The 26156-nt window shown below is 31.6% G+C and carries 21 protein-coding genes; 9 read left to right on the top strand and 12 right to left on the bottom strand.

What is annotated here, in order from left to right:
- Positions 1 to 245: 245 nt before the first annotated feature.
- The 3 genes from OLM51_RS11635 to OLM51_RS11625 all read left to right on the top strand — a co-directional run bounded on the left by OLM51_RS11635 (position 246) and on the right by OLM51_RS11625 (position 4052).
- Positions 246 to 569, top strand: a complete 324-nt coding sequence (locus tag OLM51_RS11635) for a helix-turn-helix domain-containing protein (RefSeq protein ID WP_264550787.1) — start codon at positions 246 to 248, stop codon at positions 567 to 569.
- A 131-nt stretch (positions 570 to 700) separates the two neighbouring features.
- Positions 701 to 2536 (top strand): DUF4365 domain-containing protein, encoded by a 1836-nt coding sequence (locus tag OLM51_RS11630; RefSeq protein WP_264550786.1) that lies wholly within the window; start codon positions 701 to 703, stop codon positions 2534 to 2536.
- Between the two features lie 949 nt (positions 2537 to 3485).
- Entirely contained in the window at positions 3486 to 4052 is a 567-nt protein-coding gene (locus OLM51_RS11625; protein WP_264550785.1) for a helix-turn-helix domain-containing protein, read from the top strand.
- A gap of 11 nt (positions 4053 to 4063) precedes the next feature.
- Here the strand turns inward: OLM51_RS11625 and OLM51_RS11620 are convergent, their stop codons facing one another.
- The 8 genes from OLM51_RS11620 to OLM51_RS11585 all read right to left on the bottom strand — a co-directional run bounded on the left by OLM51_RS11620 (position 4064) and on the right by OLM51_RS11585 (position 14186).
- Complete coding sequence (locus tag OLM51_RS11620; RefSeq protein ID WP_264550784.1) at positions 4064 to 6745, bottom strand: DEAD/DEAH box helicase; 2682 nt, start codon at positions 6743 to 6745, stop codon at positions 4064 to 4066.
- Entirely contained in the window at positions 6745 to 7683 is a 939-nt protein-coding gene (locus tag OLM51_RS11615; RefSeq protein ID WP_264550783.1) for a DUF1837 domain-containing protein, read from the bottom strand. Before OLM51_RS11615 ends, OLM51_RS11620 begins: the two co-directional genes overlap by 1 nt.
- Positions 7684 to 7729: 46 nt before the next feature.
- On the bottom strand, positions 7730 to 8962 hold the full coding sequence (locus OLM51_RS11610; protein ID WP_264550782.1) for a hypothetical protein: 1233 nt from the start codon (positions 8960 to 8962) through the stop codon (positions 7730 to 7732).
- Between the two features lie 217 nt (positions 8963 to 9179).
- Positions 9180 to 9395 (bottom strand): hypothetical protein, encoded by a 216-nt coding sequence (locus OLM51_RS11605; protein WP_264550781.1) that lies wholly within the window; start codon positions 9393 to 9395, stop codon positions 9180 to 9182.
- 60 nt (positions 9396 to 9455) lie between these two features.
- Complete coding sequence (qatD, locus tag OLM51_RS11600; RefSeq protein ID WP_264550780.1) at positions 9456 to 10187, bottom strand: Qat anti-phage system TatD family nuclease QatD; 732 nt, start codon at positions 10185 to 10187, stop codon at positions 9456 to 9458.
- The gene (qatC, locus tag OLM51_RS11595; protein ID WP_264550779.1) at positions 10184 to 11542 is read right to left on the bottom strand and encodes a Qat anti-phage system QueC-like protein QatC; all 1359 of its coding nucleotides are present in this window, start codon (positions 11540 to 11542) and stop codon (positions 10184 to 10186) included. The genes qatD and qatC overlap by 4 nt, the downstream gene beginning before the upstream one ends.
- A gap of 2 nt (positions 11543 to 11544) precedes the next feature.
- Positions 11545 to 12285, bottom strand: coding sequence for a hypothetical protein (locus OLM51_RS11590; RefSeq protein WP_264550778.1), 741 nt, complete (start codon positions 12283 to 12285; stop codon positions 11545 to 11547).
- A 2-nt stretch (positions 12286 to 12287) separates the two neighbouring features.
- Positions 12288 to 14186, bottom strand: a complete 1899-nt coding sequence (locus OLM51_RS11585) for a KAP family NTPase (protein ID WP_264550777.1) — start codon at positions 14184 to 14186, stop codon at positions 12288 to 12290.
- A gap of 793 nt (positions 14187 to 14979) precedes the next feature.
- Here OLM51_RS11585 and OLM51_RS11580 point away from each other — a divergent pair.
- Positions 14980 to 15285 carry a helix-turn-helix domain-containing protein gene (locus OLM51_RS11580; protein ID WP_264550776.1) on the top strand — a complete coding sequence of 102 codons (306 nt, stop codon included), beginning with the start codon at positions 14980 to 14982 and terminating at the stop codon, positions 15283 to 15285.
- A 56-nt stretch (positions 15286 to 15341) separates the two neighbouring features.
- Here the strand turns inward: OLM51_RS11580 and OLM51_RS11575 are convergent, their stop codons facing one another.
- Both OLM51_RS11575 and OLM51_RS11570 read right to left on the bottom strand, forming a co-directional pair.
- Positions 15342 to 16397, bottom strand: a complete 1056-nt coding sequence (locus OLM51_RS11575; RefSeq protein ID WP_264550775.1) for a hypothetical protein — start codon at positions 16395 to 16397, stop codon at positions 15342 to 15344.
- On the bottom strand, positions 16366 to 17007 hold the full coding sequence (locus tag OLM51_RS11570; protein ID WP_264550774.1) for a hypothetical protein: 642 nt from the start codon (positions 17005 to 17007) through the stop codon (positions 16366 to 16368). Before OLM51_RS11570 ends, OLM51_RS11575 begins: the two co-directional genes overlap by 32 nt.
- 476 nt (positions 17008 to 17483) lie before the next feature.
- Between OLM51_RS11570 and OLM51_RS11565 the strand changes: the two genes are divergently transcribed.
- Genes OLM51_RS11565 through OLM51_RS11555 form a run of 3 tightly spaced genes read left to right on the top strand, consistent with a single transcriptional unit; the run spans position 17484 to position 22008 of the window.
- Complete coding sequence (locus OLM51_RS11565) at positions 17484 to 19556, top strand: ATP-dependent nuclease (RefSeq protein ID WP_264550773.1); 2073 nt, start codon at positions 17484 to 17486, stop codon at positions 19554 to 19556.
- Positions 19544 to 21256 carry a UvrD-helicase domain-containing protein gene (locus tag OLM51_RS11560; RefSeq protein WP_264550772.1) on the top strand — a complete coding sequence of 571 codons (1713 nt, stop codon included), beginning with the start codon at positions 19544 to 19546 and terminating at the stop codon, positions 21254 to 21256. The genes OLM51_RS11565 and OLM51_RS11560 overlap by 13 nt, the downstream gene beginning before the upstream one ends.
- A 50-nt stretch (positions 21257 to 21306) precedes the next feature.
- Positions 21307 to 22008 carry a hypothetical protein gene (locus OLM51_RS11555; protein ID WP_264550771.1) on the top strand — a complete coding sequence of 234 codons (702 nt, stop codon included), beginning with the start codon at positions 21307 to 21309 and terminating at the stop codon, positions 22006 to 22008.
- A gap of 344 nt (positions 22009 to 22352) precedes the next feature.
- On the opposite strand, the gene OLM51_RS11550 is transcribed toward OLM51_RS11555, so the two are convergent.
- Positions 22353 to 22931: a Crp/Fnr family transcriptional regulator gene (locus tag OLM51_RS11550; protein WP_264550770.1), complete on the bottom strand. Its 579-nt coding sequence runs from the start codon at positions 22929 to 22931 to the stop codon at positions 22353 to 22355.
- A 232-nt stretch (positions 22932 to 23163) separates the two neighbouring features.
- Between OLM51_RS11550 and OLM51_RS11545 the strand changes: the two genes are divergently transcribed.
- On the top strand, positions 23164 to 23718 hold the full coding sequence (locus OLM51_RS11545; RefSeq protein ID WP_264550769.1) for a cysteine hydrolase family protein: 555 nt from the start codon (positions 23164 to 23166) through the stop codon (positions 23716 to 23718).
- 104 nt (positions 23719 to 23822) lie between these two features.
- Here OLM51_RS11545 and OLM51_RS11540 read toward each other — a convergent pair.
- Positions 23823 to 25048 (bottom strand): IS3 family transposase gene (locus OLM51_RS11540; protein ID WP_413614521.1). Its coding sequence is split into 2 segments (ribosomal slippage): positions 23823 to 24709 and positions 24709 to 25048, totalling 1227 coding nucleotides; the frame shifts between segments, so codons are not numbered across the junction.
- Between the two features lie 366 nt (positions 25049 to 25414).
- On the opposite strand from OLM51_RS11540, the gene OLM51_RS11535 reads away from it, so the two are divergent.
- Positions 25415 to 25966 carry a hypothetical protein gene (locus tag OLM51_RS11535; RefSeq protein WP_264550767.1) on the top strand — a complete coding sequence of 184 codons (552 nt, stop codon included), beginning with the start codon at positions 25415 to 25417 and terminating at the stop codon, positions 25964 to 25966.
- Positions 25967 to 26156: the final 190 nt, after the last annotated feature.

Below are 26156 nucleotides of genomic sequence, written 5' to 3'. Positions count from 1 at the left end.
GCTGTTTAACTTGTCACTACAACACAAGTAATTTCAGATAAAGCAGAATTTAAAAACTTTTCCACTAAGACAAATATTATCTTTTAATTTATTTTTTATTTATGGAAAACCGTATTTTAAGCATATAACAAACAATTTCAAATATATCGATTAAAAAACATAGCCTAGTACGTATTTATACCTAATTTATTAAACCAATGTAATGGTAATACATACTTTTAACTAAGATCTAAATAAAAATTATCATGAAACCATTTACTTTTGACCAGATACCAATAATGATGAAAAAGCTTTATGATAAATTAGAGCATTTGGAAAAAATTATTGAAAGAACCTCTCCTACTGGAGAAAATCAAGATGAATTATTAAACATTCAAGAAACATCAAAACTTTTAAATCTATCGGTATCAACAATCTATAGTAAAGTATGTAAAAGGGAAATTCCAGTTAATAAACAAGGTAAACGCATTTATTTTTTCAGACATGAGTTAATAAAATGGATTAAGTCCGGTCGGATAAAAACTTATTTAGAAGTCCAAAATGATATTGAAAAAAGTTCAGAAATCTAGCACCAACTTCAGATTGTACATGTTCTTTTCAATGATAAAACTGAATCAAAAAATCCTAGGCGTCAAGTATTTTGTAGTTCTGCAAAAATTTCTTGCATTTTATCTAACTTTACTATTTAAATCTAGTTGTGATGATATACAAAAAGTTTGAGGATGGTGAGCTTCCAAGGGTAAATACTAATGAAAATCTTGAAACAATTTCCGGTAATCTCTTTAGATCATTATTTCCAGTTGAAAAATTTGAAATTAGAGCCGAAACAGATAGAGATAAAGGAATTGATTTTCATATCGAGTTAAAAAAAGAATTAGTCTCCGGCGAGTGGGTGTACACCAATTACAGATTTGCAATACAGTTGAAAGCAACCAATAGAATCCAGCGGACCACTGATGGAAACTATGGCATGCAGATTTTCTCTTCAAATATTATGTATCTTCTTAACAATGGGATGCCAGCTTACTATGTTTTTTATCACCACCCGACCCATTCATTTTACTATGAAAATGTCAAAAATTTCGTAAAACAATTACAGAGTAAAAACCCAGAATGGCATAAAAAAGAAAAACATAAGCTTTATTTTTCCAAAAGACTTGATAAACAGTCAGTTCTAGAAATCTATGATGAAACATATACCAATGGTGATATACTTAAAAGTATCAACCAATACCTTAAATTCCCTAATGTTAAGGAAAGCTCTCAGGGACTAATCATTGATAGTGATAATGTGGTTTATAGCGTATCAGAAAACATTGAATTTATCGATCAATTTGGTGCCGATCTTGTAAACAGACATCATTTTAATACTATCATAGAAATAGAGAAGAGAAGCTGGCCCCGGGACAATGCGACTCCGAGCTTTTATCTTTTCTGTGGCATTGCTTATTTTCAGCGGGGAAATCTTTACAAGGCCCTGGAGCTACTTAATGATGCAAAAAAGCATTCAGAAGAGTTTGACAATCAGGGACAGGCCATAATTGCGCACACCATCTTAAGTGCCAGATATCTACTGGATATGATAACCAAAGAGCAGTACGATCTGGAAATGACCAAAATAAATAGTTTGGAGGATTCGGGATCATTTTTCCAAATCGAAAGAGCCTTTGAAGAACTATCAGCAAACACGGCTGCGCCTGCTGTCTCCATCATAAAGTTTTACGACTCCATGGCGAAAATTATAGAAAATGAAAAAAGCGCAGTAATACGCACCGTAGCCTATAATAAAATTGTTGATGCCGAATCTACTATTCTCTTTCATGACCTGGTAATGAATTTTACCTTTTTCATCGGTCGCGTAGATGACCCTCTCCAGAGCAGGGCCTATTTGGAATGGCTGGAACTTGAAAAGAAATTTCTGGCACGCCTTGATGCTATTGCCGGATATGCCGATAAATGCGGCCATCACATAGGCGTTGGAAACCTGACCCTTACGTCTGTAAAATGGAATTACGAAAAAGCACTCCACACCCACTACCTCACCTGCTGGAAGGGAAGAAATTTTGACCTGTCTCAGCCTGTAAATGAAGGAATGGTTCACATGCTGGAAAAGCAATGTTCCTCGCTTGACCGGCTGGGGCAATTATATGGGACGATGGAGTACAAGGAAAACATGATTTCCTGCATGGTCCTTAAATTTGAGATCCTGCATTTTTCGAGGCTTTATGAAGCTGCACACCAAATAAAGGAAAAGATACTTGAAGCCTTAAATTCGTACGGATTTGAAGGATTAAAAAAACAATACGATCCCCTATTCCAAAACGGCACCGCACATGAGAGGTTCATAGATAAATATACACAGCACATAAACAGCATTCAAGATTTTGCAATAAAAAACGGAATTGACTGTTACAAAATGCTCACTGATAAACAAATGAATTCTAAAACAGTGTGGTCAATAAAAGACTTTCTTGAACTTGACTTTACTATGCTTCCTTATGCAAATATGACTGAGGATCAAAATATTAAAAGCTGATAGATTTAAAACTTTACCATTCAATCATTTAAGACAACATTTGATATAACGTGATTTACAAAAAGCAATCAATAAAGATTTTCTTATCCCTATATTCAGGAGTTCATTCCTAAAAATGGATACTAAAAATTAGTTCAACTTCTTCTAAACTTTTTGTTTACATATCCACTTTCACATTTTAATTTCTAAGATGTGACATTTTTGCTTTATATTTTATTAGAATATCTATATGAAAATAATACAAATAAATATATCAAAATTTATATTATTTTTGCACTAAACAACTCCCATGAGTTATGTTATCTCAATAAGGATATCTTTGTTTTATTTTGTGATATTTCGGCCAGATTTGTACCATTTTTGTACCATAATAATCTGGAAACACCTGTAAATACTGGACTCTAATTTCTGTATCGGCAAATAATTAACATAATTTTAACATATTTAGCCAATTTTATGTTAAAATTTAAGTCAAAAACTCCTATTTTTTAACATAAAAACCCACTTTTTGTACCGGAATTGTACCTCAGGAGAGAAAAATTGATTTTTTTGTCTTTTTGGGGCAAATAACGACACCTAAATCCTCTTAAATCTACTTAAAGTCATCAAAAACGATTAAATTTTTTGGGAAATTAACAGTTTTTATGACTTTTTCTTTGTTTTATTTTGTTCAAAAACGTACCAATTTTTCATCTGAACTCTGTAAACTCCCATAAACACTGGTTTGCTAATTACTTTTACCGAAATTAGCAAGTTTTAAACTTTTTTAAACAAACCTGAAAACATAATTATTAGTATGGAAAGCCTTATATTTACTGGAGTAGTTAAATATTTAGTCCAGATAATCGAAAAGTCTTCTTGTAACAATTTCTTCCCTTGATCAGAACGTGTTGTTTAAACATTCTTAACTACTTTTCTATCCTATGATTCCAACTAATAAAATTGGAAAATGAGCTCGAATATTTCAGTATATAGAATATGTGGATTTTGTGATTTTGAATTCCTTGCAAAGAAAACCACAACAAAATATTGCTCCTTAAAATGTGCGAGCAAAGATTATAAGCGAAGGTTAAAAAATCAGAAAATTGAAAACTCCAACCTTCAAACGATCAAAATAAAAAATCAGCCGATTATTGATCTTAAAGACAAAGAATTTTTAAATGTAAAACAACTTGCATTGCTTCTAGGTTTTTCAGTCAAAACAGTCTATCGCCTGATCAATACCAAAAGAATAAATGCCTATAACTTTTCAGAAAGAAAAACCTTGATTAGACGTTGTGATATCAATCTTTTATTTGAAAAGCCACAAATTGGCTTTGAAATAGTTTTACGGCCAACAGAGCAAAGAAAACAGGCTGAAATTAAAGACTGTTACACTATCTCTGAAATACAAAAGAAATTTAATATCTCCAGTAGTGCATTATACAATCTTATAAAACGCAACAACATAAGTAAATTTTCACAGGGGAAGTTAACTTATGTTGCTAAAAAGGATATTGAAGGTTTTTTGAAGTAAAAGTATAAACGTTATAATTCAGAACCATTTTCATTGCTTTTGAGAAGTTTCAACCGTCTTAAATAGCGATTGTAAATTGGTTTAAGATTGAGCTTATCTTTAGTTTTTAACCAGTCAAAAATATCTATAGCCTCATTTCCATGTACTTTTTTAAACTCACCCCAAACTTTTATAGCAACACTTCTTGATATCCCCCTGGAAATAAGAAGTTTTACCACATTTTCTGTAGACCCCAACTCAAGCATTGTTGGCAAGCCAAGGGAGAATTTGTATTTTTCTTTTTGGTCATCGTTCATCAAAGGCTCCATTATATCATTGGCAAGTTTTAAATATTTAACTAATACATAAGATACAAGTGTACTATTAATTTTGATTACCTCGTTAATTCGGACATTTACATCTGCATCATTCTCAGGATCAATTTTTTTCTTTGCGTTACTGTGATCGCTGTAGAATTTTATATCATTCTGTATCAAATCATGTAACGATGAACTATTTAACCAGCGAAGTCCATAAAAACATATCTGACGTATAGATGCTGAAATATTATGCCTGAAATACGCTTCTTTTGAAATTTCAAAAATAGTATCGAGTCTTTCCATAATGCTTACTAGTTGCCAATAAAAACTGGTCTCATCAAAGGCATAATTATCCTTATCCTCTTTCGTAATCTTTCCGTAAAAATTTGAGTTGTGATTTACTGCCCATTGAGAGATTCCTTCCTCCTTGATTTTAAGATACAAGGTGTTTTGCAATATAGGGTCAACTGAAGGGTTCAGTTTTGAAACCTCGTGAGGGATTTCTACATTACCTAAAAGTGCCCTTAGCTTTCCTACAATCTCTTCTACATCTCTTTCTTCAACATTTTTCTTGAATAGATAATTATTCAGGGCTTCCTCTCCCTGCAAGTATTTATGGCGAAGTAATATGGAGGTATTCCGGTGTTTAGCCTCGGCAATTTCCTCAATAGGTTTATCAAGCTGTGATACAAGTTCTGTCACAACATCAAGCGATTTTTCAGTCACGGACTTTACCTCCTTAGAATAAACTTTATCATAGTACTCCTCAGCCCAAGTATCATTGATACTTCTCTCCACACAATAAATTGTACCATAAAGGCAGTCCCTGATCCGGCCGGCTCTTCCGATAAGATTTCCAAATTCAAAGGCTGAAAGACGGTCATTCATTTTATTTGGTGCCACAATAAAAAGATTGTTTGCTGGTAAATTTACCCCTTCTAATAAAGTAGAGGTACAAAAAAGGTTTATTATTCGACCTTCGAGAAAACCATCTTCAATCTCTTTGCGGACGATATCTGGTAGCTTGCTATGGTGAAAAGCAGCTCTCTTCTCCAAACAGGGAATCAAATGGTACTTGGGATGGATTTCTTCTTTCAAAAATTCAATGAGTTCTTTAGTTTGTGTTTCCTCAGGCTGACCTTTAAAGTCTTGGACAGAACCGTTAACATATTCTAAAGCCCACGTCTCTACATAATCTGTTCTTGGCGAATAGATTATATTTTGCTCATTTGTAGAAAAGTAATCTATGATTGGAGCAAGGCCCCTGGCATAGCTGCTATTAATCATTTTCAAGATGTTACTTTCTGTCTCCAGTTCAAAGCTTTGTTCTCTGCCCAACTGGCTTTTCAGGGTAACCTTAAGTTTGTTTCCTTCAGCCGGCCTTACGATGGTCTTTATCTGAAATACTGGAGAAACACTGGTCTCAACGGCAACTGCCTCAACATCAAATATTTTAGAGAAAAGGACTGAAGCATCGTCAATATTAGGTCCGGCAATAATGATTTGCGCCTTCGAAAATAATGTAAATAATTCTTTCAGGACATATTCAAGAAGCGACCCTCTTCCTTCTTCATCTTCAATATTTTGAATTTCATCAATAAAGATCAAGTTAAGTACAAATTCACCTTTCGATGCTTCCTTTATTAATCTAAGACAACGCTCTGCTGTAAGGACATAAATTTCTTTTTGTTTGGCTTCACTCTTCTCATCATCTATAAAAGCAGTCTTTACATCAACTTCCTTCAGGTTGACTTCCTTTCTGAATTCTTCACTAACCTGGTTGATTAAAGCTTTTGAAGGAACAATATATAAAATTCGGAATGCGTCATGTTTCAGAAGCAATCTATTTACATATTTTTTAAGAATAAAGGATTTACCTGCGGAAGTTGGTGCAGAGATAGCTACCCGCTCTCCAAGGTTCAATGTATTCCATAATCCTTTTTGAAACTTAGAAGTTACAATATGTTCTTTGCCCGAAGTCACCAGCTTGTCGTTCCATTCATTCGCTAGTTCATAATTGAGTAAAGCGTCGAAAGAAAAGAAGATGTCATCATAGTGACCGTTTTCTAATCCTTTAAAAAGTCGTGTTGCTGTAAGATTACCTACCCTGGAACACAATAGGTAACAGGCTCTGGTAATGTTGACATCTTCCAAATTTTGAAGGTAGGCAAGGCTGGCAAAGAGCTGGACTTTTTTTCGGTGATTCTCATCGATACTATCAGCCAATATTGAACTTAACCAAATGCATTTTTTTAAGTCTTCAAAAGAAATTGTTAATAGTGTCTTACCCTTTTTCAACTGAAAAAAGAACTGATTATAAGTCAGATCATCAATTATCTTATTGAATAATTGATGATTAAAAATTTTATTGTAGTTATTCTGCGATGCACTCATTATTTCCGGGGATAAGTTATACCATGGATATGATAGTACATCGTATCGCGGAATTTATTTACATCATTGTAGGGTACGAGAAAAAAGTCAACATAAACTTTCGCCACTTCAGGATAGGTCGCGACCTTTGATTTTATAAAATTAACAATCTTATCTTTATTCTTGGTTATCCCGTTCCGAATACTATCTTCCAAGTCTTTTTGGGTTGCACTGTTATCTCGTTCACAATTTTTCACAGTTGTGTCATCATACATTATAAGTATGGGATGTACAAGGACTTGAGATTTGTAAAGTTCCGATGTTGGAGTAAGACGATCATAGAGTTCATCAATATCCATAGTGTCATCTAAAAAGAGGTTTTCTTTAGCTACGATTAATTCAGTGCTACGAAACTCTGGTGAATTTGAATCGCCACAAAACCGATTCACTGAATCTAGGGCATCAGTTAATGCAGCACTGTACTGTCCCATTATCTTTGATTCCCCGATAAGATAGGCCGCTTCTATTCTTCCGTCAAAAATTTGATAATTTCCTAAAAAAACACCGTCACCACCTTTAACCTGATCTTTAAAGTTGCTCAAAGATCTCAACTTGTGTGCTACCATTTTACATCCAAGGATACTTTCAACCAATGCAAAAAGTAGCAATTCTCCATATTTACCATCAGCTTTTGGATCTTTTTGTCCAAAAAAATGATTTGCTTTAAGGGCTGCTTTTCTTTCTCCAATTGTGGCAATTTCTTTTGTACTATATATATAATCAGGAAGCATTTCGTGTAGCTTTTCAACAAGACCGTCTGGTAAAATTTGCGTTCCAGATACTTTAACCGTGTACAATTTTATATTAATCTTTTTATCTACTTCCTTAAAATGATGATCCAGCTGTTGATCAACCCATGATCGGTCAATCTGTATTAACTTATCCCACTGTGTACTCATAAATACTAATTTAAGCTCTGTTTAATTCTATATTTACTTTATCTTTCTATCGGTGAAAATGGCAATTTTTCCTAAATGTCCTAATCTCACAAGGTTTTCCTTCCCTATCTTTACTGGTACAGGGAGCCCCACACTTGTGGCTAATTCCCAAAGAGTAGTTTAAGGAGTAGCCTAAACGCCTCTTGACTTCTTCTTCCGTAAATAGTGTATCTAGTTGCCTATCCCAGCTATCTTTGGATTTAACTATAAGTATTCCATCTTTATCTAAAAACTGGAAAGAATTTCCATCAATAATACACTGAGCTATCTCATCAAAATGATCAAGAAAAAATACATCATTTGCATTAATGCTGTCAACAATCCTCTCATCGATACCTATGAAAAACTTAGTTTTGCCAAACTCCATAGTTTTCAGAGTGAACAAATCCGTTGAATTATTGTTTTGAAGCGTATCAAGATCTCCTCTTATTAAGCGGTAATCAAAGCATTCCCCGTAATAAACCTTATCTTTAAATGTGTATTTTGTAAAGAATTTATTATTGTCAATCCTGATACGATTTAATTTATTAGCTTTTAGAGGCTTAAAATATTTATTGTAATATTTAGGATCTAAAATATAGCTAAGAAACATCGCATAATTAAGTAATTGTATTTTGTATGAATCGCTATTTTGGCCAATATTATCTTCATTTGGCGGATCATCAACTATCACACATTTCGATAGATTTGCTTCGCCTTCGTTGTTGATCATAGCAATTGTGCCAAAACGCAAGTAAACATCCTTGTTATGCTTATTTCTTTTTTTGCTAAGTATATCTTTCTTAAAAGAACTATAATATTTGCTTACAGTACCTTTAGTCTCCAGCTCATATTCTTTATTGTCAACTACAACTGAATAATCCATATACTTTCCTTCAATCAAAGCACCAATCTTCTTGAACTTACTAGGATTGGTCCCCAATAGCTCAACAGTATATTTGATCCCAAAAGCAACTCCAATGACTTCAGATATTAATTTCTTCTTTCGGTCATCTTTTGAAATATTTTCTATTCTGTCTGCGTATACAGATAAGAAATCAGAATAAAGCAGCTCATACGCTGGAATCTTAGACTGAAGATAATCAAAATCAGCTTCATAGACATTCTGTGGGATTTCTTCGGCGAAGACTCCATACTTAAAGATTTCAGGTTTACAAATGCTTAATTCTTCTTTTGATTTAAAAAGAGGGGAATCTTTAACCGTTTCATCTAAATAAATTTTTAGTTTAGAAATTGTCATAAACCACAAATATTAAAAAGTTAATCTTACAAATTATTCAATACTAAATATTTGGTGGACTGGGGAAGGAATTCTATAATGGTAGTAATTTTCATACCAATAAGACATGCTTAAAACACTTTAAATATATGAAAAAGGTTAGTATTTAAATAATTAACAGAAGAATATTCAGATTTATTGACAATAAATGGCATAAAGTTAGTCTTGAACAATGAGATTATGATTCCAATTTATCAAAAGAAAACATATCACTTTCATCAGTTAAAAAATGATCTAGATTTTTTCGGGTAACCTTCTTTTCTTCTTTGTCAATGAGGTAATATGCTGGATTAATACCAATAAATCTAATCTTGCCAAAGAAATCTATAAACATTTGTTTGTTCTTTCCAGTATATCTTCTATACATAATAAGAATATTTGATATATTTCTCATTAATAAAGAGATTATCTTTTTTGAAAATATCTTATTGTAATCATTTTAAATTTAAAAAAGCTACTTCAAACAACTAATTATTCGCAAAAAATTTGATGTAATAATTTTTTCTACTTCTTCTTTAGTAATTTTCCATTCTTCTGCTAAATAATTAACAACAGAAGATGTCTCTCCTGGTTTCAATGGTAAATCCTTTTCGATAATAAATGGCCCATCCGTTTCAGTCAAAATAAAATTTTTAGGTATTTTAGAAATAATTTTCCTTCCGGCAGAAGATTTAATCATTGCTGGATTAATAGAAAAATAATATCCGCTGTTTACAATAGAATCAATTATACCTAACCCACCTGAATACCAATGAAAAATTGCTGCTGTAATACCATATTTTTGTAAAAGTTCTAAAACTTCTTTTTCTGCCTTTCTGGAATGAATACTTAGTATCTTTTTTTTACCAGAAATAACCTTTAGTATTTTAGTGAAGGTATCTATTTGTATATTTTTTGTAGTTATACCTTCTCTAGAAAAGTCTAATCCAACTTCTCCGATATACGATGTTTTATTAATATTAGTAAGAAATAAATTAAACTCTTTTTGGTGTGAATCTGCCATTAAGGGATGCATTCCTAAAGCCAGTCTTATCTTCCTTAATGATTGAAAATGGGGATATCCCATTTCAAAATGGCTTGGCAAATTGGTCATTGCTAATACAGTTATATCAGCTTTCACACAATCTTGCAAAATTTTTCTTGGATTCTGATATAAATCTATATGGCAGTGCGTATCAATAATCATCTTATCCCTAACTCAGATTTTACAAATCTATTTCCTTTTTCTCTAAATAATTGTAAAACTTCCTCTTTAGACATTAATACCATGTTCGCATATTGTTCAAGATTATCAATCTCAATATTTCCATTAACTAACAAATCTCTTTTCATTTTCTCCAAAGATATATCTCTTTTTAGATAATTAATTAATGCTGGTAAATCTTTACTGTAGTTTCGTGAATTAGCCCTAGTAATAAAATTACCATAATGATTTTCATTATCTAGCCCTGCTTTATTCAAAGCAGCTCGTCTATAAATACAAGGCATACAAATTCCACACTCCTGAACACCTATTTTTACCTCCCAATTTTGCTTTCTACCTCTTTTGCCACAAGAAACCGAATTTTGAAAAACACCTTGTATAAATGTTTGATTTTTACATTCAATAAACATTTCTCCTTTAGTTTTAAATGTATAAGGATTATGTATTATTGTAGATAATCCTAAATCGACAAGTAATTCTTGCGTATTTTTTAAAACATACGGATGGGTTGTTCTAGTACTCAAAGAGCTTACTCTTGATGGCGTCAAAGGATAATTGATTGAGATTGTACCATTCTCAGGAATTATCAAATCATCAGTAGGGGATAAATAACAGCCCAACCCAATAAAAAAAAGAGAACGACTACGATAATTATTTTCGATAGTTACTCTGCTACCATCACTATCTTTTCGTGATAATGCCAATTTTGATTGTACCCAATATATTTTATTTGGATATTGGGTCATTAAATGCCTTAACAGCTTTCTCTGGTCTCCATTTGGACCTGGAGATTTTGAATCAAAGTGAGATACCAGAAGTATTCTTTCATTATTTCTTAGCTTCTCTAATTCATCGACAACTCCAATTAAAGAATCTAAGCCACCTGAAAATAAACTTACAGATTTAATGGAATCTTTGTCGTAACTTGGAATTTTTCTTCTATTTGTACGTGGTTGAAACAAATTAACATCTTCTAATTCTCGAAAAGAAATCTGCCAATTATCGCCCGTTAAGAAGTCTAAAATCTGTTTAATTTTTTCTTCTTTACCACTCCATACAGCTAAGTTTTCCACTGGAAACTCTACTTCTATATCTCTTGTCCAACCATCATTTGAATAAATAGCCCGACTAAGTAGATTATCTACACCATAAACTATTGCAGACACAAGAAAAAAGTCAAATTTTACAGAAGTAAAATCAGTCGTAAAATCAAAAACCCTTTCATAACCCAAGAAAGATAATGGAACCTTTCTATTTACTCCGTTATCCAGGTAACAAAGCTGCAAATCTGAGAACTTTCCATAATCTGCATCCTCAATAACTACGTTTATTCTCATAACTATTCAAATACGGTTAATACATCTTGTTGAATATTCTTTACAAGTCTATCGGCTTCATCAGAACTCCAATCAATGTTTTGTAGTGGATTTCTTTTGTGCATATCTCCAACTCTTTCAACTATAAAATTTTTTATCTGGTTGAAAAGATTATTACAATCCCCTTCGCTCTTATTTTTTATTAAATTTTCATAAAACCACTTTGATAGAAGCTCATTGATGTAATATCCAAAATATTTTATTATTACATCTTCCAATGTACTAGTTGTGAAGGTTTCTTCCAATAGAGTTTGTACTTCATCAATGGATTCAGCTTGACCTATTAATTCCTCTAATAATAGTCTTGTAGCCTCCTTAGCGGCATTGTCATCAATTGATGTCGCACTCCCAGAACAATATTCAATCAAATGATTAATTACATCGCCAACCGTTTCACTATCAATATTTGTTAAACCGGTAGATTCAAGGGTTTCTCTAATATTATTACCTGAACTGATAAATTTTGAAAAAACTCCTCCGATTTTCTTTGCAGTTCTGATACTACTTCTTCCTCCAGCTTTTGAGCCGCCACGTCCTCCTGTCGATGCTCCACTCAATGCTGAAACAAAATTTCCCATTATATTCTGTAGTTTTGGTGCAGGAAGAACAGAAGAATCACAATTTGAAGTAAGCGAAGAACTAAGTGCCCCCCAATTCGGAACCATTGTGTGTTTTACATCAGAAAATGATTTAGATGTTCCCATTTTTATTTTTTTAAATTAAATGCCTTGCTTGCTTTTGATTTTCCATCTTTAAAATAATCATTTAAAAAAGGTCCTATTTCTGGTTCCCCTTTAAAATCTGCTAATCTTGTACCAATGGCAGGTTCAATATCCGATACACTGATTATTTTAAGAGTTTCTATATAGTGATAAACTGTATTTTCAATTTTTTCCTCTGTCATTACATTGAAAATATCATATAACCGTTTTTGCTGAGGATTCCTTTTCAAGTTTGACGATAGAAGATTAAAAAACGCATCTTTTTCAATATCACTAAGGGATTGGAATTTTTCAGTTAGTAGCAATTTTGTAACTGTTGCCGTCATATTATCAGGTAATAACTCATTAAACAATGCTCTTACTACTGGCGGAATCATACTTGTTGCAGTAATAGAGTTTTCTAATTTATCACGAGCAATCCAATAATAATCTCGTAAATCAACTCCCGATAATAAAGGCTCAATCTGAAACCATTTTATAATTTTGGGTTTACTCCATTCTTTGAAATCTGTATCTTTTATTTCTAATATAACATCATCAATTCCTTTTTCTTTACACAATTCCTCTATTTCTGTTATCTCTTTTGGTACACCATCCTGAACAATTTGCCATTCAAATATTTTTTTGAATAACTTGGGTTCAGAATATTCAAGTATCATCATTTTTGCAAGAACAGCATCATTAAAACTTTGCAACGATGCAATTTCTGCAAGCCTCTTTCTGATAGTATAGGTATTTAGAAATCGTTTAATCTGTCGGGGATTTCCATACAAACTATTTGTAATTAATGGTACTAATGCGGGAATTGTGATTACATTGTCTTTAACTTTTCCGAATTCTTGAGCTTCTAAAATCTTTTCAAAGTTTGATAATCCAAATGCAGAATATTTGTTAGTTGTTCTATATTTTTTAAATTCATCAAGAACATTTTTAAACTTTATATCACCAACCTCTTTTTTACAGATTAGCATTGAAATGTAAGTTTCAACTTCAGATTCGGAAAGTCTAGGTAAAGAATAAGGAAGCTGAATTAATTTTTCTAAATAATCAATAACAATTCGGTTATTATCTTCTTCGATTTCTTTATTGTTTTTGTATTTATGCTCAATCGCGTATTTCACAATTCGAGGGTCAGCCCCAATTATGAATGCAGTTTTAGGCACATTTAGAAAAAGTTTAATAGCTTCAAGGTTCTCAATAATTCTTTCAGGACTGCATCTGTCTAAATCATCAATAATTACAACTAATCTTTTAAAGCTTGTAGCTTCTAAAAGTTCTGCAAAATCTTTTCTAAATTCTGCCACCGCATTTACTGAATTTTTATCCCCCTCTTTACTTTCTCTTACAAAGGCTTTAAATGTTTCTTGACCTTCTTCCGATTTAAGTTTTTCTATTATTTTCTCAGGGCTCTCTCCCCATTCAGTTAGCCTTTGAACTGCAAAAGGAAGTAAACTAAAACCTCCTGTAAAGTATGCTGAAACAGCAGGTAGAGCAACATTTTTCATAACCATACCTGCACCACGTATCCAATCAACAGACCTCCAAAGCTTCTTTGTTTTCTCTTTTATAGTATCCTTTATTTCTGCTGAAATCTTTTTATTGTCTTCCAATTCTTTAAGAATTGAATTTAACAACGCTGCTTTAGCATCATCATATCCCTCAAAAGTCCATCCATTAAAATATATGCAAAGAGAATCCTTATCATCCTCCTTATCAAACTCTTCTTTTACTATTTGCAAGATGCTGGATTTTCCACTTCCCCAATCGCCAAAAACTCCTATTGTAATTGGCAAAACAGAATCGTCATTAATTATATTGATTAATAAATCAGCGTGTACTTTAAATCCTAATAGATCTTCTGAGGTTTCATTATCTGCCCACATATTTATAAACTTTTATTACAAAACCTGATTTTATATATAATTTTTTTCATAAAGCTATCATATTTCAGTTAAAAGAGATTACGGTTTTACGTAATCTAACTTTTCCAACTATAATAATTAAATATTCCAAACAATTATTTAATCAGTCTAACTGTTACATATGCAAAAACAATTTTGTAAATTATTTTATTGAATTTGATGGAAATTTATGACAAAACAAATTAAACAACAATAGGTATTTATACTGCTTTTAATCTCTTATACAAAATATATTAGGAATATAAAATCAATATTTTGAGTTTTCTATAATTGGATATTTGAAAAAGTAAACGAAAATTTTGACTAGAAAGATTTTTCAATCTCTAATTCTCATTTGATAGAATCTCGTTTTTGCTACTTCATTGTCCTAACAATTTCCTTTAACAAATCAACAACATTTTGTTTTGAGGAATATTATCAAAGCTCCAATAGCGGTTGTTTTACCGCTATAGTTAGCTCAAGTAAATTACTTATTATTTCCAAATAATTATCCTTTATCTGATATTTTGACGAATGTCATAAAATAGTATTCTATAAAATATAAATTTTAGTTTCACCCGTATTTTCCACTTTTTAGCATACTTTAAAGATATCATAAGATATTCCCTATTGTTATTTCCATGATTTTAAAGGTTAGTATTTCTGAAATGAACAATTATTTCATTTATAAAACAATATGTATTTATACCTGATTTATTTATACCCTTGCCATGGTAATACATATTTTTATATAAGATTTAAACAACAAATTATTATGAAACCATTTACTTTTGACCAGATACCAATAATGATGAAAAAGCTTTATGATAAATTAGAGCATTTAGAAAAACTTATTGGAACAATATCTCCTACTGGAGAAAATCAAGATGAATTATTAAACATTCAAGAAACATCAAAACTTTTAAATCTATCGGTATCAACAATCTATAGTAAAGTATGCAAAAGGGAAATTCCATTTAATAAGCAAGGTAAACGCATTTATTTTTATAAACACGAGCTAATGCAATGGGTTAAGTCCGGTCGAGTAAAAACTTATTTAGAAGTCCAAAATGGTATTTAAAAAAGTTCAGAAATCTAAAATAACACTAGATTTTTGAACTTTTCATCTTTAGTAAATCAAAAGGGCAAATCCGGCTCTCCTATAGCTTCATCATAAAAATCAGATTCGCTTTCTGTCCCATCTTCCAGTTTCGAATAATATTTTTCGATCATTTTTACTTCGTTACTGAAACCATCTTTTTCTAAATTTTCTAGTAATTCCTTACGGCCTATTATAGTTTTTGATTTGGCAGATCTAAATGTACTCTTTTCCATCTCTTCTATAAACTCTTTAGTATTTTCCCAAAACCCCGCCGATGTCATAAAAATGGCCTTCATCTTAAGATTCTTTGAATTTTTATCTTTATAATATTCTTTTGCAAGCCCCATAGATTTATTAAAAAACCATTTTAAAGTAGCTTTAGTCTTATTGTCACCTAATGAAACAAATGTTCCATCGCGTAATCCTTTTAACTCAACGAAAACTAATTCCGGTGGATGGGTAGAAGTTATTATATAATCAAATTCATGTTTACGCTCCCCTATTTTCAAAATTACATTCTGCTCAAATCCCGCACGAGGGTATAAAGAACTTAGGTAGCCAAACATTAAATACTCAAATAATGTACCTCTAAGATCTTTTAAAGCCCCCTCCTGCCCCGAACTTTTTATCGTTTCTAAAATGGATTCTACTGATTGATCTAAATTTTGATCATTTTTTAAAAGAAAAGGCAGCTGACTAGATTTTCTTATTATTTCATATATTCTTGATCCGAAGATTGCACTTATGTTAAAAGATATGATTCCGTTTTTCCTCATGGTAAAGAACACTTCTTTGCTACATTCACGGTAAATAATTATAGGTAAAGTTTTTCTTTTCTCGCTTTTTACAGAATTAATGTTTATTTGAATCCTGGCTAAAAATGCATTAAGATGAATATGAGAATATTCTGTTGCCAGTACAACATCTAAAACCACTAAAGTTTGTTTTTCCTTAGAATTTGCTTTTGCTCCTAATATTTCATTTATCCCAGTACTTTTAGTATAAGCATAAGCATCCCAAAACAAATTATTATGTATTATTCCTAATCCTGGGTTAGACTTATTTCGATAAATATAAAGACGTACTATCAATTATATTTGAATTTACAAGCCAATTCAAAATATCAGGCATTAAGCTGCAATCAGTAATCATTTTTTGATTATGTATGCTTATTTTTAAATTTTCTTCAAGTTTTCCAAGTACCTGGCTAAATTCTTTTTGTATTATAAACCGATTATTATTTTTATCTCTTTTTTCATAAACAAAATCTAATCTGCTCAACACCTTTATAATATCATCCAATGAACTAATTTTTGTCGAATTATCTTCGTTAGGTGCCGCAGTTATTTTTAAAGCTTCGTAATATGAAACAATACCATCATTTAATTGGAGTAATACAATTAATCTGTATATAGGCGGTCTAGACTTTTCCACTATTTTTTTAACAGCTTCAATATCTAATAAATATGTATTACAATAATAAATAAATTGACCGTTACCAAACGTAGATGGTTTAGAAGATGTAATAATGCTTTTGGTTACGGCCCTGCCAACAATTTTTCTAGCATTATCGGACGTGACTGAAAACTTAGCTATTAATTTCTCGTGAACATCTTTCGCTGAAAGAAATAAGTGTTCGCGAAGAAGAACACTAAGGAATGTGTTATAATTGTCTTGTGCTGTAAGTTTTCTATTTTCCATCTGTCACACTGCCCTTATAAATTTTATTTTTAAATTCAGATCAGGGCTTATTTTTTTGAACAAATCAAACATTAAAAATATAAAACATTGATTTACAAAGCATTAAAATTTTAAAACTTTTAAAAAACCTCAAGTTTTAATGTTTATTGAAATTTAAGTTGTCCGAAAGTACATTAAATTAATGACATTCTTGTACTTAAAAAAAATATAATTGTCATTTTTAAATCTTGTAGGCGTAAAAGAAATTAGGAAAAGAATAGGATTATATCCTTAATCATTTTCATAAAACAGAAAGAGGGTAACTGTTTAAATGAATGCTTAATATTCATCTATGTAATATTTTTCTCATTTGTGGATTCAAAAATATTATTTAAAAATACGGATTTCCGTAAAAAACAGCCTGGCAAAACAACTATATTTGTTTATACCACAAGCTCAAATGAGCTCAAAAATTGACTAACCCAGAATTATTAATAATGTATATATCACAAATCGAAATAAAAAACTTTAGAAACTTCAAAGAATGTGAAATTCAATTTAATGAGGGAGTAAATGTGATTATTGGTCACAACAATGCCGGAAAAACTAACCTACTTAAAGCACTTTCTTTAGTAATTGATCACAAAGCTTCTAAAAGACTAGAAACTGACGATTTTAATAAATCAATCTCAATAGATGATCTTAAAAAAGCTCCTCCAAAGATTAGTATTACAATCAAGATCAATAAAGGACTCCATATTGAACCTGATGACCTTGTTACTATCGGTAATTGGTTAACCAAACTTGATTCCTCCTATGAAGCCCTTCTTACATACGAATTTTTCCTTCCTGAAAAAGAAGTCCCCAATTATCTTAACTCTATAAAAGCTATAACAGAAACTGATGAAATAAAAGCGGCGGAAAAAGCGTGGAAAATTATTAAACATGATTTTATACGTCTTTTTACCCACAAAATCTGGGGCGGTGAAATTTCAAATCAGACAACAGCAGACAGTGATTCTCTACAAAAATTTGATTTTCAATTTTTAGATGCAATTAGGGATGTTGAAAGAGATATGCTTACAGGCAGGAATACACTTCTGCGTGATGTATTTGATTTTTTTATGGACTACGAAATAAAAAATGAGCCAGAAGCCATTAAAAGTCAAAGTGCAAAAATTGCAGAAATAAAAGCACGTAAAATTGCTTTTTCTGATAAAGCAGATGAGTTAATCGATATGTTACAAAAACGTATGGAACAAGGTAAAGAACAAATCTTATCCTATGCTAATGTAACAGGGGCATCTTTTAATGATGCTAAACCGAACTTTGAAGGAAGTATAAGTGACGTTGAGATGTTTTCAGTCCTAAAACTTATTGTAGAATATAATAGCGGAATCAAGATTCCAGCCACACATAATGGTTTAGGATACAATAATTTGATTTATATGTCCCTCTTACTTGCAAAAATGCAAGTTAATTCGAATGGTTCCTATATGGGAAGTAATGCTAAGGTTTACGCAACTTTGGCAATTGAAGAACCTGAAGCACATTTGCATCCGGCAATGCAATATAAGTTTTTAAAATTTCTAAAACAAAACAGAAAAGAAAGGAAAGTAAGGCAGATATTTGTTACTTCTCACTCGACCAATATTACCTCTGCCGTTTCACTGGATGAAATAATATGCCTACATTCTGAAAATGGAAGCACTTCGGTGGGATATCCTGGCAAGGTTTTCCCGGACGATAAAAGTAAAAAATATGTACAGCGCTTTTTAGATGCTACAAAATCCGATATGCTATTTGCAAAAAATGTGATATTAGTTGAAGGTCTCGCGGAACAATTATTAATGTCAGTATTTGCACAATATGAAAAAGAATCTTTAGAAGATAATCATACGGTGGTCATTAATGTAGGCGGACGCTTTTTTGATCACTTTCTGCACCTGTTTGACAGTACAAAACCAAATACAATCCATAAAAAAATTGCCTGCATCACAGATAGAGATCCCGAAAGCAAAATTATACTTAATGGCAAGTTTAAAAAATGTTATCCATTTGAATACAATCTGGATTTAGCGACATATGAATATAAGTTCAATTCATCTGCATTAAAATATCCTGCGGGAACACATCCCAACATTCGCTTCTTTACACAGGATGAAACGAAGGGAAAAACTCTGGAATATGACCTGCTATTCACCAATCCAACATCAGAATTATTATTAACTCCTTCAATTAGCAATCAAGATGAAATCTTAAATCTAATGCAACTATATGCTGGAGGAAAAACACCTGCTGATTTACTAGCTGTTTTACGTTCTAGTGAAGAAAATGACAGAATTATATCAAGTATCAATATTGCTGATACCTCCACATGGGATGACGACATAAAAATGAGAGCAATTATTGCATCACGCTATTTAAACTCTGTCGGAAAAGGAGAAAATGCATTAGAATTATCTTATGCATTATTGGAAAATCTGGATTTGCAAGGCACACCTCAATATAAGGATTTTATCGTACCAAGTTATATTAAAGAAACAATTGCGTGGATATGTCAAAAATAGAGATAACATCAGAAACCAAGCTGACTGATATTGAACAACATTTTAGGGTTTCCGCAGGACCAGGGGCTGGAAAAACACATTGGCTTTGCGAGCATATAAAAAATGTTTTACATCGTTCCGTTCGCTTAGAAAAAACCAGAAAAATAGCCTGTATAACATATACAAATACAGCTGTAGAAACTATCCTTTCAAGAATTGGAACATCAGCAGAACGGGCAGAAATATCAACAATTCATAGCTTTTTATATCAGCACATTATAAAACCTTATGCTCCTTTTATTGCTGCAGAGTATGGATTAAACATTTCAGAAATAGATGGACACGATGATACTATTCTTTCCAACTTTGGATTTATCAATGACTGGAAAACCAGAACAGCTCAGCAACGAATTAGGGAAGATAATTTAATTGCAAAAGCTTTCCATGCAATCAAATGGAAGTTTGATAGCAGTGGAGCTTTAGTCGCTGGGACAGATTATCCTCATAAAGTCGGGAGCTATTCAATCAAAAAATCTTCCTATCTTGAGTATAAGAAAATGGCATGGGAGAAAGGTGTCTTGCACCACGATGATGTACTTTTTTTCAGTTTTCAAATAATTAAGAAATTTCCCTTTGTACTAGAGGTCCTCAGGTCAAAATTTCCTTATATTTTTATAGATGAATTTCAAGACAGCAGTCCTATACAGGTAGAAATTTTTAGAAATATTGGACTTAAAGAAAGTAAAATTGGAATTATTGGTGATCAGGCACAGTCCATATATAAATTTCAAGGCGCTGATCCAACTCAGTTCATGCTTTTCAGTCTTCCTGGTATTATTGATTACGTAATGAAAGAAAACAGAAGAAGTACAAATGAAATAATTGAAGTTCTTAATATTGTTAGAAAAGATATAACTCAGGAAAAATACAGGAACGAATCTGATTCAAAACCACTAATTATCATAGGTGATTTTGCGAATGCTTCACAAAAAATAAAACACGCATATGCCGATGAACCTCTATACTCTTTATCAAGAGACAACATCACTGCAAATCTGATGAAAAAGCAAATAAGTGGTTTTAATGATTCAAAACTTTTCGAAGAACTGAACGATAACGATAAACCAGGAAGCGGTAATAAATATCGAAGTGCAATTGTGGCAATTTGCATCAAAGCAATCGAATATGCTAGAGAAGGTAAATTCAAAGATGCAATAAAGGAAATGCAGAAGGAATTTAAAACAAAAACTGATCCTATGATTGGTAAAAGGAAGAGTCTGGATATTATTGTATTACTGCTCTCTAATTATGACACCTATAAGGACGGCTCCTTATATGATTTTTTCACGTTTGTAAAACAAAACATAAAACCTGAAATTTCAGATTTAAGAAAAGGCAGCGCGAAAAGTTTTTATGACAATCATACTTATCAACAGATGACATTATGTGTAAAAATACCAGAAGATTTAAGTCGTGACAAAACAATACATAAAGCAAAAGGTGATGAATTTGATAATGTTTTATTAATTCTCCCAGAAGAAAAGGATCTGTCTTTTTTACTCACACCGGACACGCAGAATAATGAAGAACATAGGGTAAATTATGTTGCAGTAAGCAGGGCCAAAAATAAACTTTTTATTTCTGTTCCTACTTTAAGTGCCACAAACATGGCCACATTAAAATCGCATTTTGAAATTAAAACTCTTTTAGAATCAATTTAGAACAATAAAAATTAATGTGTAATTTTAATTAATTCGAATAAACAAATTTAATGACCAGTAAGGAAAGATCAACTATTCAAGAAAACATTGTAAAATTATATCTTAGGCTTAATGGATATATTTCTACTGGTTTGATTATACATTCTCCTGAAAAGACGATTTCAGGAGAAATTGATATTATTGCAATTCGATTTCCATATCATAACCAAAATGACACTGAACATAATTCTTCTACATTTCTGGAAATTCCTAACTCAATTGATGTAATCATTGGTGAGGTAAAAAGTCATGGTATTTCATTAAAATTCAATAAGTCATTAAGAAATGAGAACTTGATTCCATTGAGTAAAGTTATTAAGTGGATTGGGCTCTTCAAAGAAGAGCAGATTCATGAAATTGCTCAAAACCTACTTCTATTAATAAAGCCTGTTGAAAACTCAAACAAAACATCCTTTAGTTCACTTATAATAAAAACAGAATTTGGTCAGATTTCAGTTAGACCTATTCTATTTAGTCCTGAAAGCATATCCAATATATCAAAAACTGATAAATTTGTTGGCTGGCAAGAAATCAATAATTTTTTATGGAGTTGCTTGTGTCCCGCAAATATACGAGAAGAATGCGGCACCCGATACGATTTTAGTGCTTGGGGCTCGGGAATAAGTGAAATAGTAAAAGCATATAAAAATAGACAGCTATTACAAAATAGATTCACTACTATCACCGAATTATATAACGACATAAATCTTTAACATCTCTTCAAAGTTAAGTGGTTTCCAAAAATCACTTTAAAATTATAAGCCAAAGTCTCTAGGTATGCTAATCATACTTACTTAAATTTTTATATCTGCTATATAATCAACATTCAAAATTTCTACTATTTTTGCATGAAACAACTCCCATGAGTTATGTTATCTCAATAAGGATATCTTTGTTTTATTTTGTGATATTTCGGCCAGATTTGTACCATTTTTGTACCATATAATCTGGAAACACCTGTAAACACTGGACTCTAATTTCTGTATCGGGAAGTAAACCTTTAAACAATATAAAAGGAGCTAATTTGTAATAAAATTGGCTCCTTTGTTCTTTTAATTCATAACAACTTCCTTCTAATTTTACTCAAAAACTCATGTGAAATACCTAAATAAGCAGCAATCTGATGCTGCGGAATTCTTTGCTCTAGTGTTGGATACTTGTTTTTAAAATCTAAATAACGTTTATCTGCTGTTTTATTTAACATGCTAATCATTCGCAATTGAATTGATTCTAAGGCTTTTTGATTCATCAAACGAAAAAGTCTTTCTGTTTTAGGCATTTCAGCATATAGTTTTTCCTTCTGCTCATTGTTAATTGTCATAATCACAGAATCCTCTAAAGCCTGAATATTTAATTTCGAAGGCATTCCTGACACAAAACTTCCAATATCTAACACCCACCAGTCTTCTATTGCAAAATAGAGAACATGATCTTTTATGTTATCTTCTTTATAGAAAATTTTAAAGCAGCCTTCTAATATATATCCTTCAAAATTGCAAATTTCACCTTCAGAAAGTATTATTTGATTTCGCTCTATCTTTTCAATATGATAAAACGAGCTCAATTTTTCAAACTCGGCTTCTGTTAAATCGACATACTTTCTTATATTTTCGTAAAATAGATTTTGCTCCATCATTTATTTCATCAGATTCGTTTAGCTGCTTATATCTGTTATTATACATGGTATAAAAGCTTCATTAGTGGTTATTTCATATAGTAAAACTAATTTAAAAAAATCCTCGTAGTATAATTACATCTACTATTCTTTTTTCATTTATACGCCAAAAAATTGCTTTTTAAGTATTTGGTGAACTAGTTCAACATATGTTTCTTTTCTATCAGGATACCTTTGAAAAAAAATATAACACATGGAAAATAAAACAAAAAAGAAGGAAGCTTTACTTATCATCGACATTCAAAATGATTACTTTGAAGGTGGAGCATACACATTAGTTAATCCGGAAAAAGCATCAAAAAATGCTAAAGTCGTACTTGAAAAATTCAGGCTGGAGCATAAAACAATTGTTCACGTACAGCATATTGCTCAAGAAGGATTCTTTTTACCTAATACTAAAGGAGCGAAAATACATGAAGATGTACTTCCAATAGAAGGAGAAAAAATCATCATCAAGCATGTCCCTAACAGTTTTCAGGGAACAGATTTATTGTCATATCTCCAAGAAAACAAAATTACTGATTTAGTTGTTTGTGGTATGATGACACAAATTTGTGTTGACTCTGCCGTTAGAGCTGCTAAAGATTATGGTTTTACTATTACTTTATTAGCCGATGCCTGTGCAACATTGGATTTGGAATTTCAAGGCAGAATTACCAAGGCAGAACAGGTTCAATCCTCATTCATCAGTGCATTACAATTTTACTATGCAGATGTAATCAACACGAATCAATTTTTAAATTTATAAGCAACAATCTGTGGAAAATCCCCAGACCCAAAGCAGATAGTTTATCGGCTTTTATTATGTGAGTCGTCCTAAAATAGGTTGACAGTTTACAATAAAAATTTATATTAACCAGTCAGGTTTTCTTGGCTGGTTTTTTCATGTATAAAGTTAGGAGTTTTCATCATCAAACTTAGATGTGGTCTTTTTGTATTATATATAATTATTGACTCCTTTACAAGCTTTTCCAATGTGGCTCCATCCTTGCATTTATAAATTAAAAACTCGTTTTTTAAGATTCCATTAATTCTTTCCGCTAATGCATTTTGATAGCAGTCATATCCATCTGTCATTGATGGTTTAATATTGTGTTTAGCTAATACATTTTGATAAACCTTTGAACAATATTGCAAACCCCTATCAGAATGATGTATTAGCGGCAGTATCGATTTTCTACTCTTCACTGCCATTTTTAAAGCCTGAACTACACTTTCTGCGTTCATATCATCACTAAGTTTATAACCAACTATTTTTCTACTGTAAGCATCAGTGACCAAGGAGAGATAATGAGTTTTTTGCTGTGATTTTATATAAGTGATATCACTTACGTATACTTGTTCAGGACGTTCAATTTTACATTCTTTCAAAAGATTATCATATTTGTGCAGCCAATGTTTTGAAAAAGTAGTTTTTGTATAACTCTTTATTGGTTTTACAAGTAATTTTTCTCTTCTTAAATAATCAAAAAATGCATCTCGACCTATCTTAATTCCCTTTTGTAAAAATTGATCACAAAGAATATGATATAATTTACGAGTGCCAATACGAGGCATTTCCATTCTTATGCCGATAACCAAATCTCTAACTTTGAGTAGTTCAGATTCTCTTAAGGTAATTCTGTTCTGCCCTTGATAGAAAGCTTGCCTGCTGATCCCAAACAATCGGCAACTTTTACATAAACTTATTCCTGCTTCTTGCCTGAGGCGGAAGATGGTTTGGGAGAAAACTTTTTTCGAATCTGAGTACCGTACTGACTATCAGAGATATCAATCATGGTATTAAGTATCTTATTCTTTAGCTGTTCATCTGCTAATTCTTTTTCAAGCCTTTTAATGGTTTGTGCCGGAGTTTCTTTAGATTTAGACATAAATAACAAGTTTGGTTTGCTCCAGTCTAAGTTACCAAATTTTCTGAGCCACACCAAAACTGTACTTCTTCCTTGTATTCCATAGTTTTTTTGAGCTTGTCTATAGGTCATTTCTCCTTTTTCAACTTGGGAAATTACAGCTAATTTAAAAGCCATGTTATAATCCCGCTGGGAACGCCTGCCCCCTTTGTTTTCTTTGTCTTTCATTATAAGTCGATTTAGTGTCAACTTATTTTAGGACGAGACAGTTATTACAAAAAAAGCTCCGGATTTCTCTGGAGCTTTTTCTTGGTAGCGGGAAGTATTCAAATATCAAAACATTAAGACCACCGAAATTTACACTCATGTGAGTACAAAAAATATTCAATAAATAAAAATCCGTCTGGTGGTTTATGAAATAAAAAAACTATTTTTGAAAACAAACAAATACTGACATTTGTCAGATATAACACCTTATTTAGGACATATAAGCCCCATATAGTCAGACACATGAAGACTGTCAACTAGTTAAAAAGACGATAACAGAATCCTTATAAATAAACAAAAAATTAATTTAACTGATATATCTATAAAATGAATAAAACTATTTTACCCTTAACATCGAACGAAACTATTATAATCGAAAATCTTTATAATGAAGGAAAAAAGAAATTCCGAAAATCTGTAATTATTGCTTTATCAATTTGGGTTTTTATTTTGTTTGTCCCGGCAGAGTTTTGGAACTTTATTAAAAGTTTTGTAAAAAAAAGATATAATCAAGGTACGCAAAGTTATTCTGAACAGATGTACCAAAACCTTCCAGTATTAATAACTATTTCTATTGTAGTCGCATTAATTATTTTTTTCTATTATTATGCTAACGTTTATCACCAAAAAAAAGATTTAATAGCTAAATTAAAGACACGAAAAGAATATACTGTTGTTAAAATTGAACATTTTAGTAAAAAATTAGCAGATAGCTTGGATGGTTTTGACTCATCATTACACTTAGAAAAAAAAGGAGAAAAACTATATAAACACTTATTTAAAAAAAATGAAAAACCTGAACTTTTGAGAGCTAAAAATATAATAATTGAGAAAACCTTATATTCAGATTTTATACTTTTAGAAGAAATAATTAGTTAATGTTATGCTAGAGAAAAACATTATTTGCCATACTGAAATAACCTGCCCATAACAGCTACCACAACGGATTTGGGTATTAGGCTGAATGGAAAGATTGTTTTGTATTTGGGATGATTTAGCAAATCCGAAAATAGGGCTTAATTTAGTCCCAAATCCACTGTAGTAACAGGACTTTGTGTACAAGTTAAAA

The sequence above is a fragment of the Flavobacterium sp. N2038 genome (genome assembly GCF_025947185.1).
Lineage (GTDB): Bacteria > Bacteroidota > Bacteroidia > Flavobacteriales > Flavobacteriaceae > Flavobacterium.
This window is presented reverse-complemented; position numbering and strand designations above follow the sequence as displayed.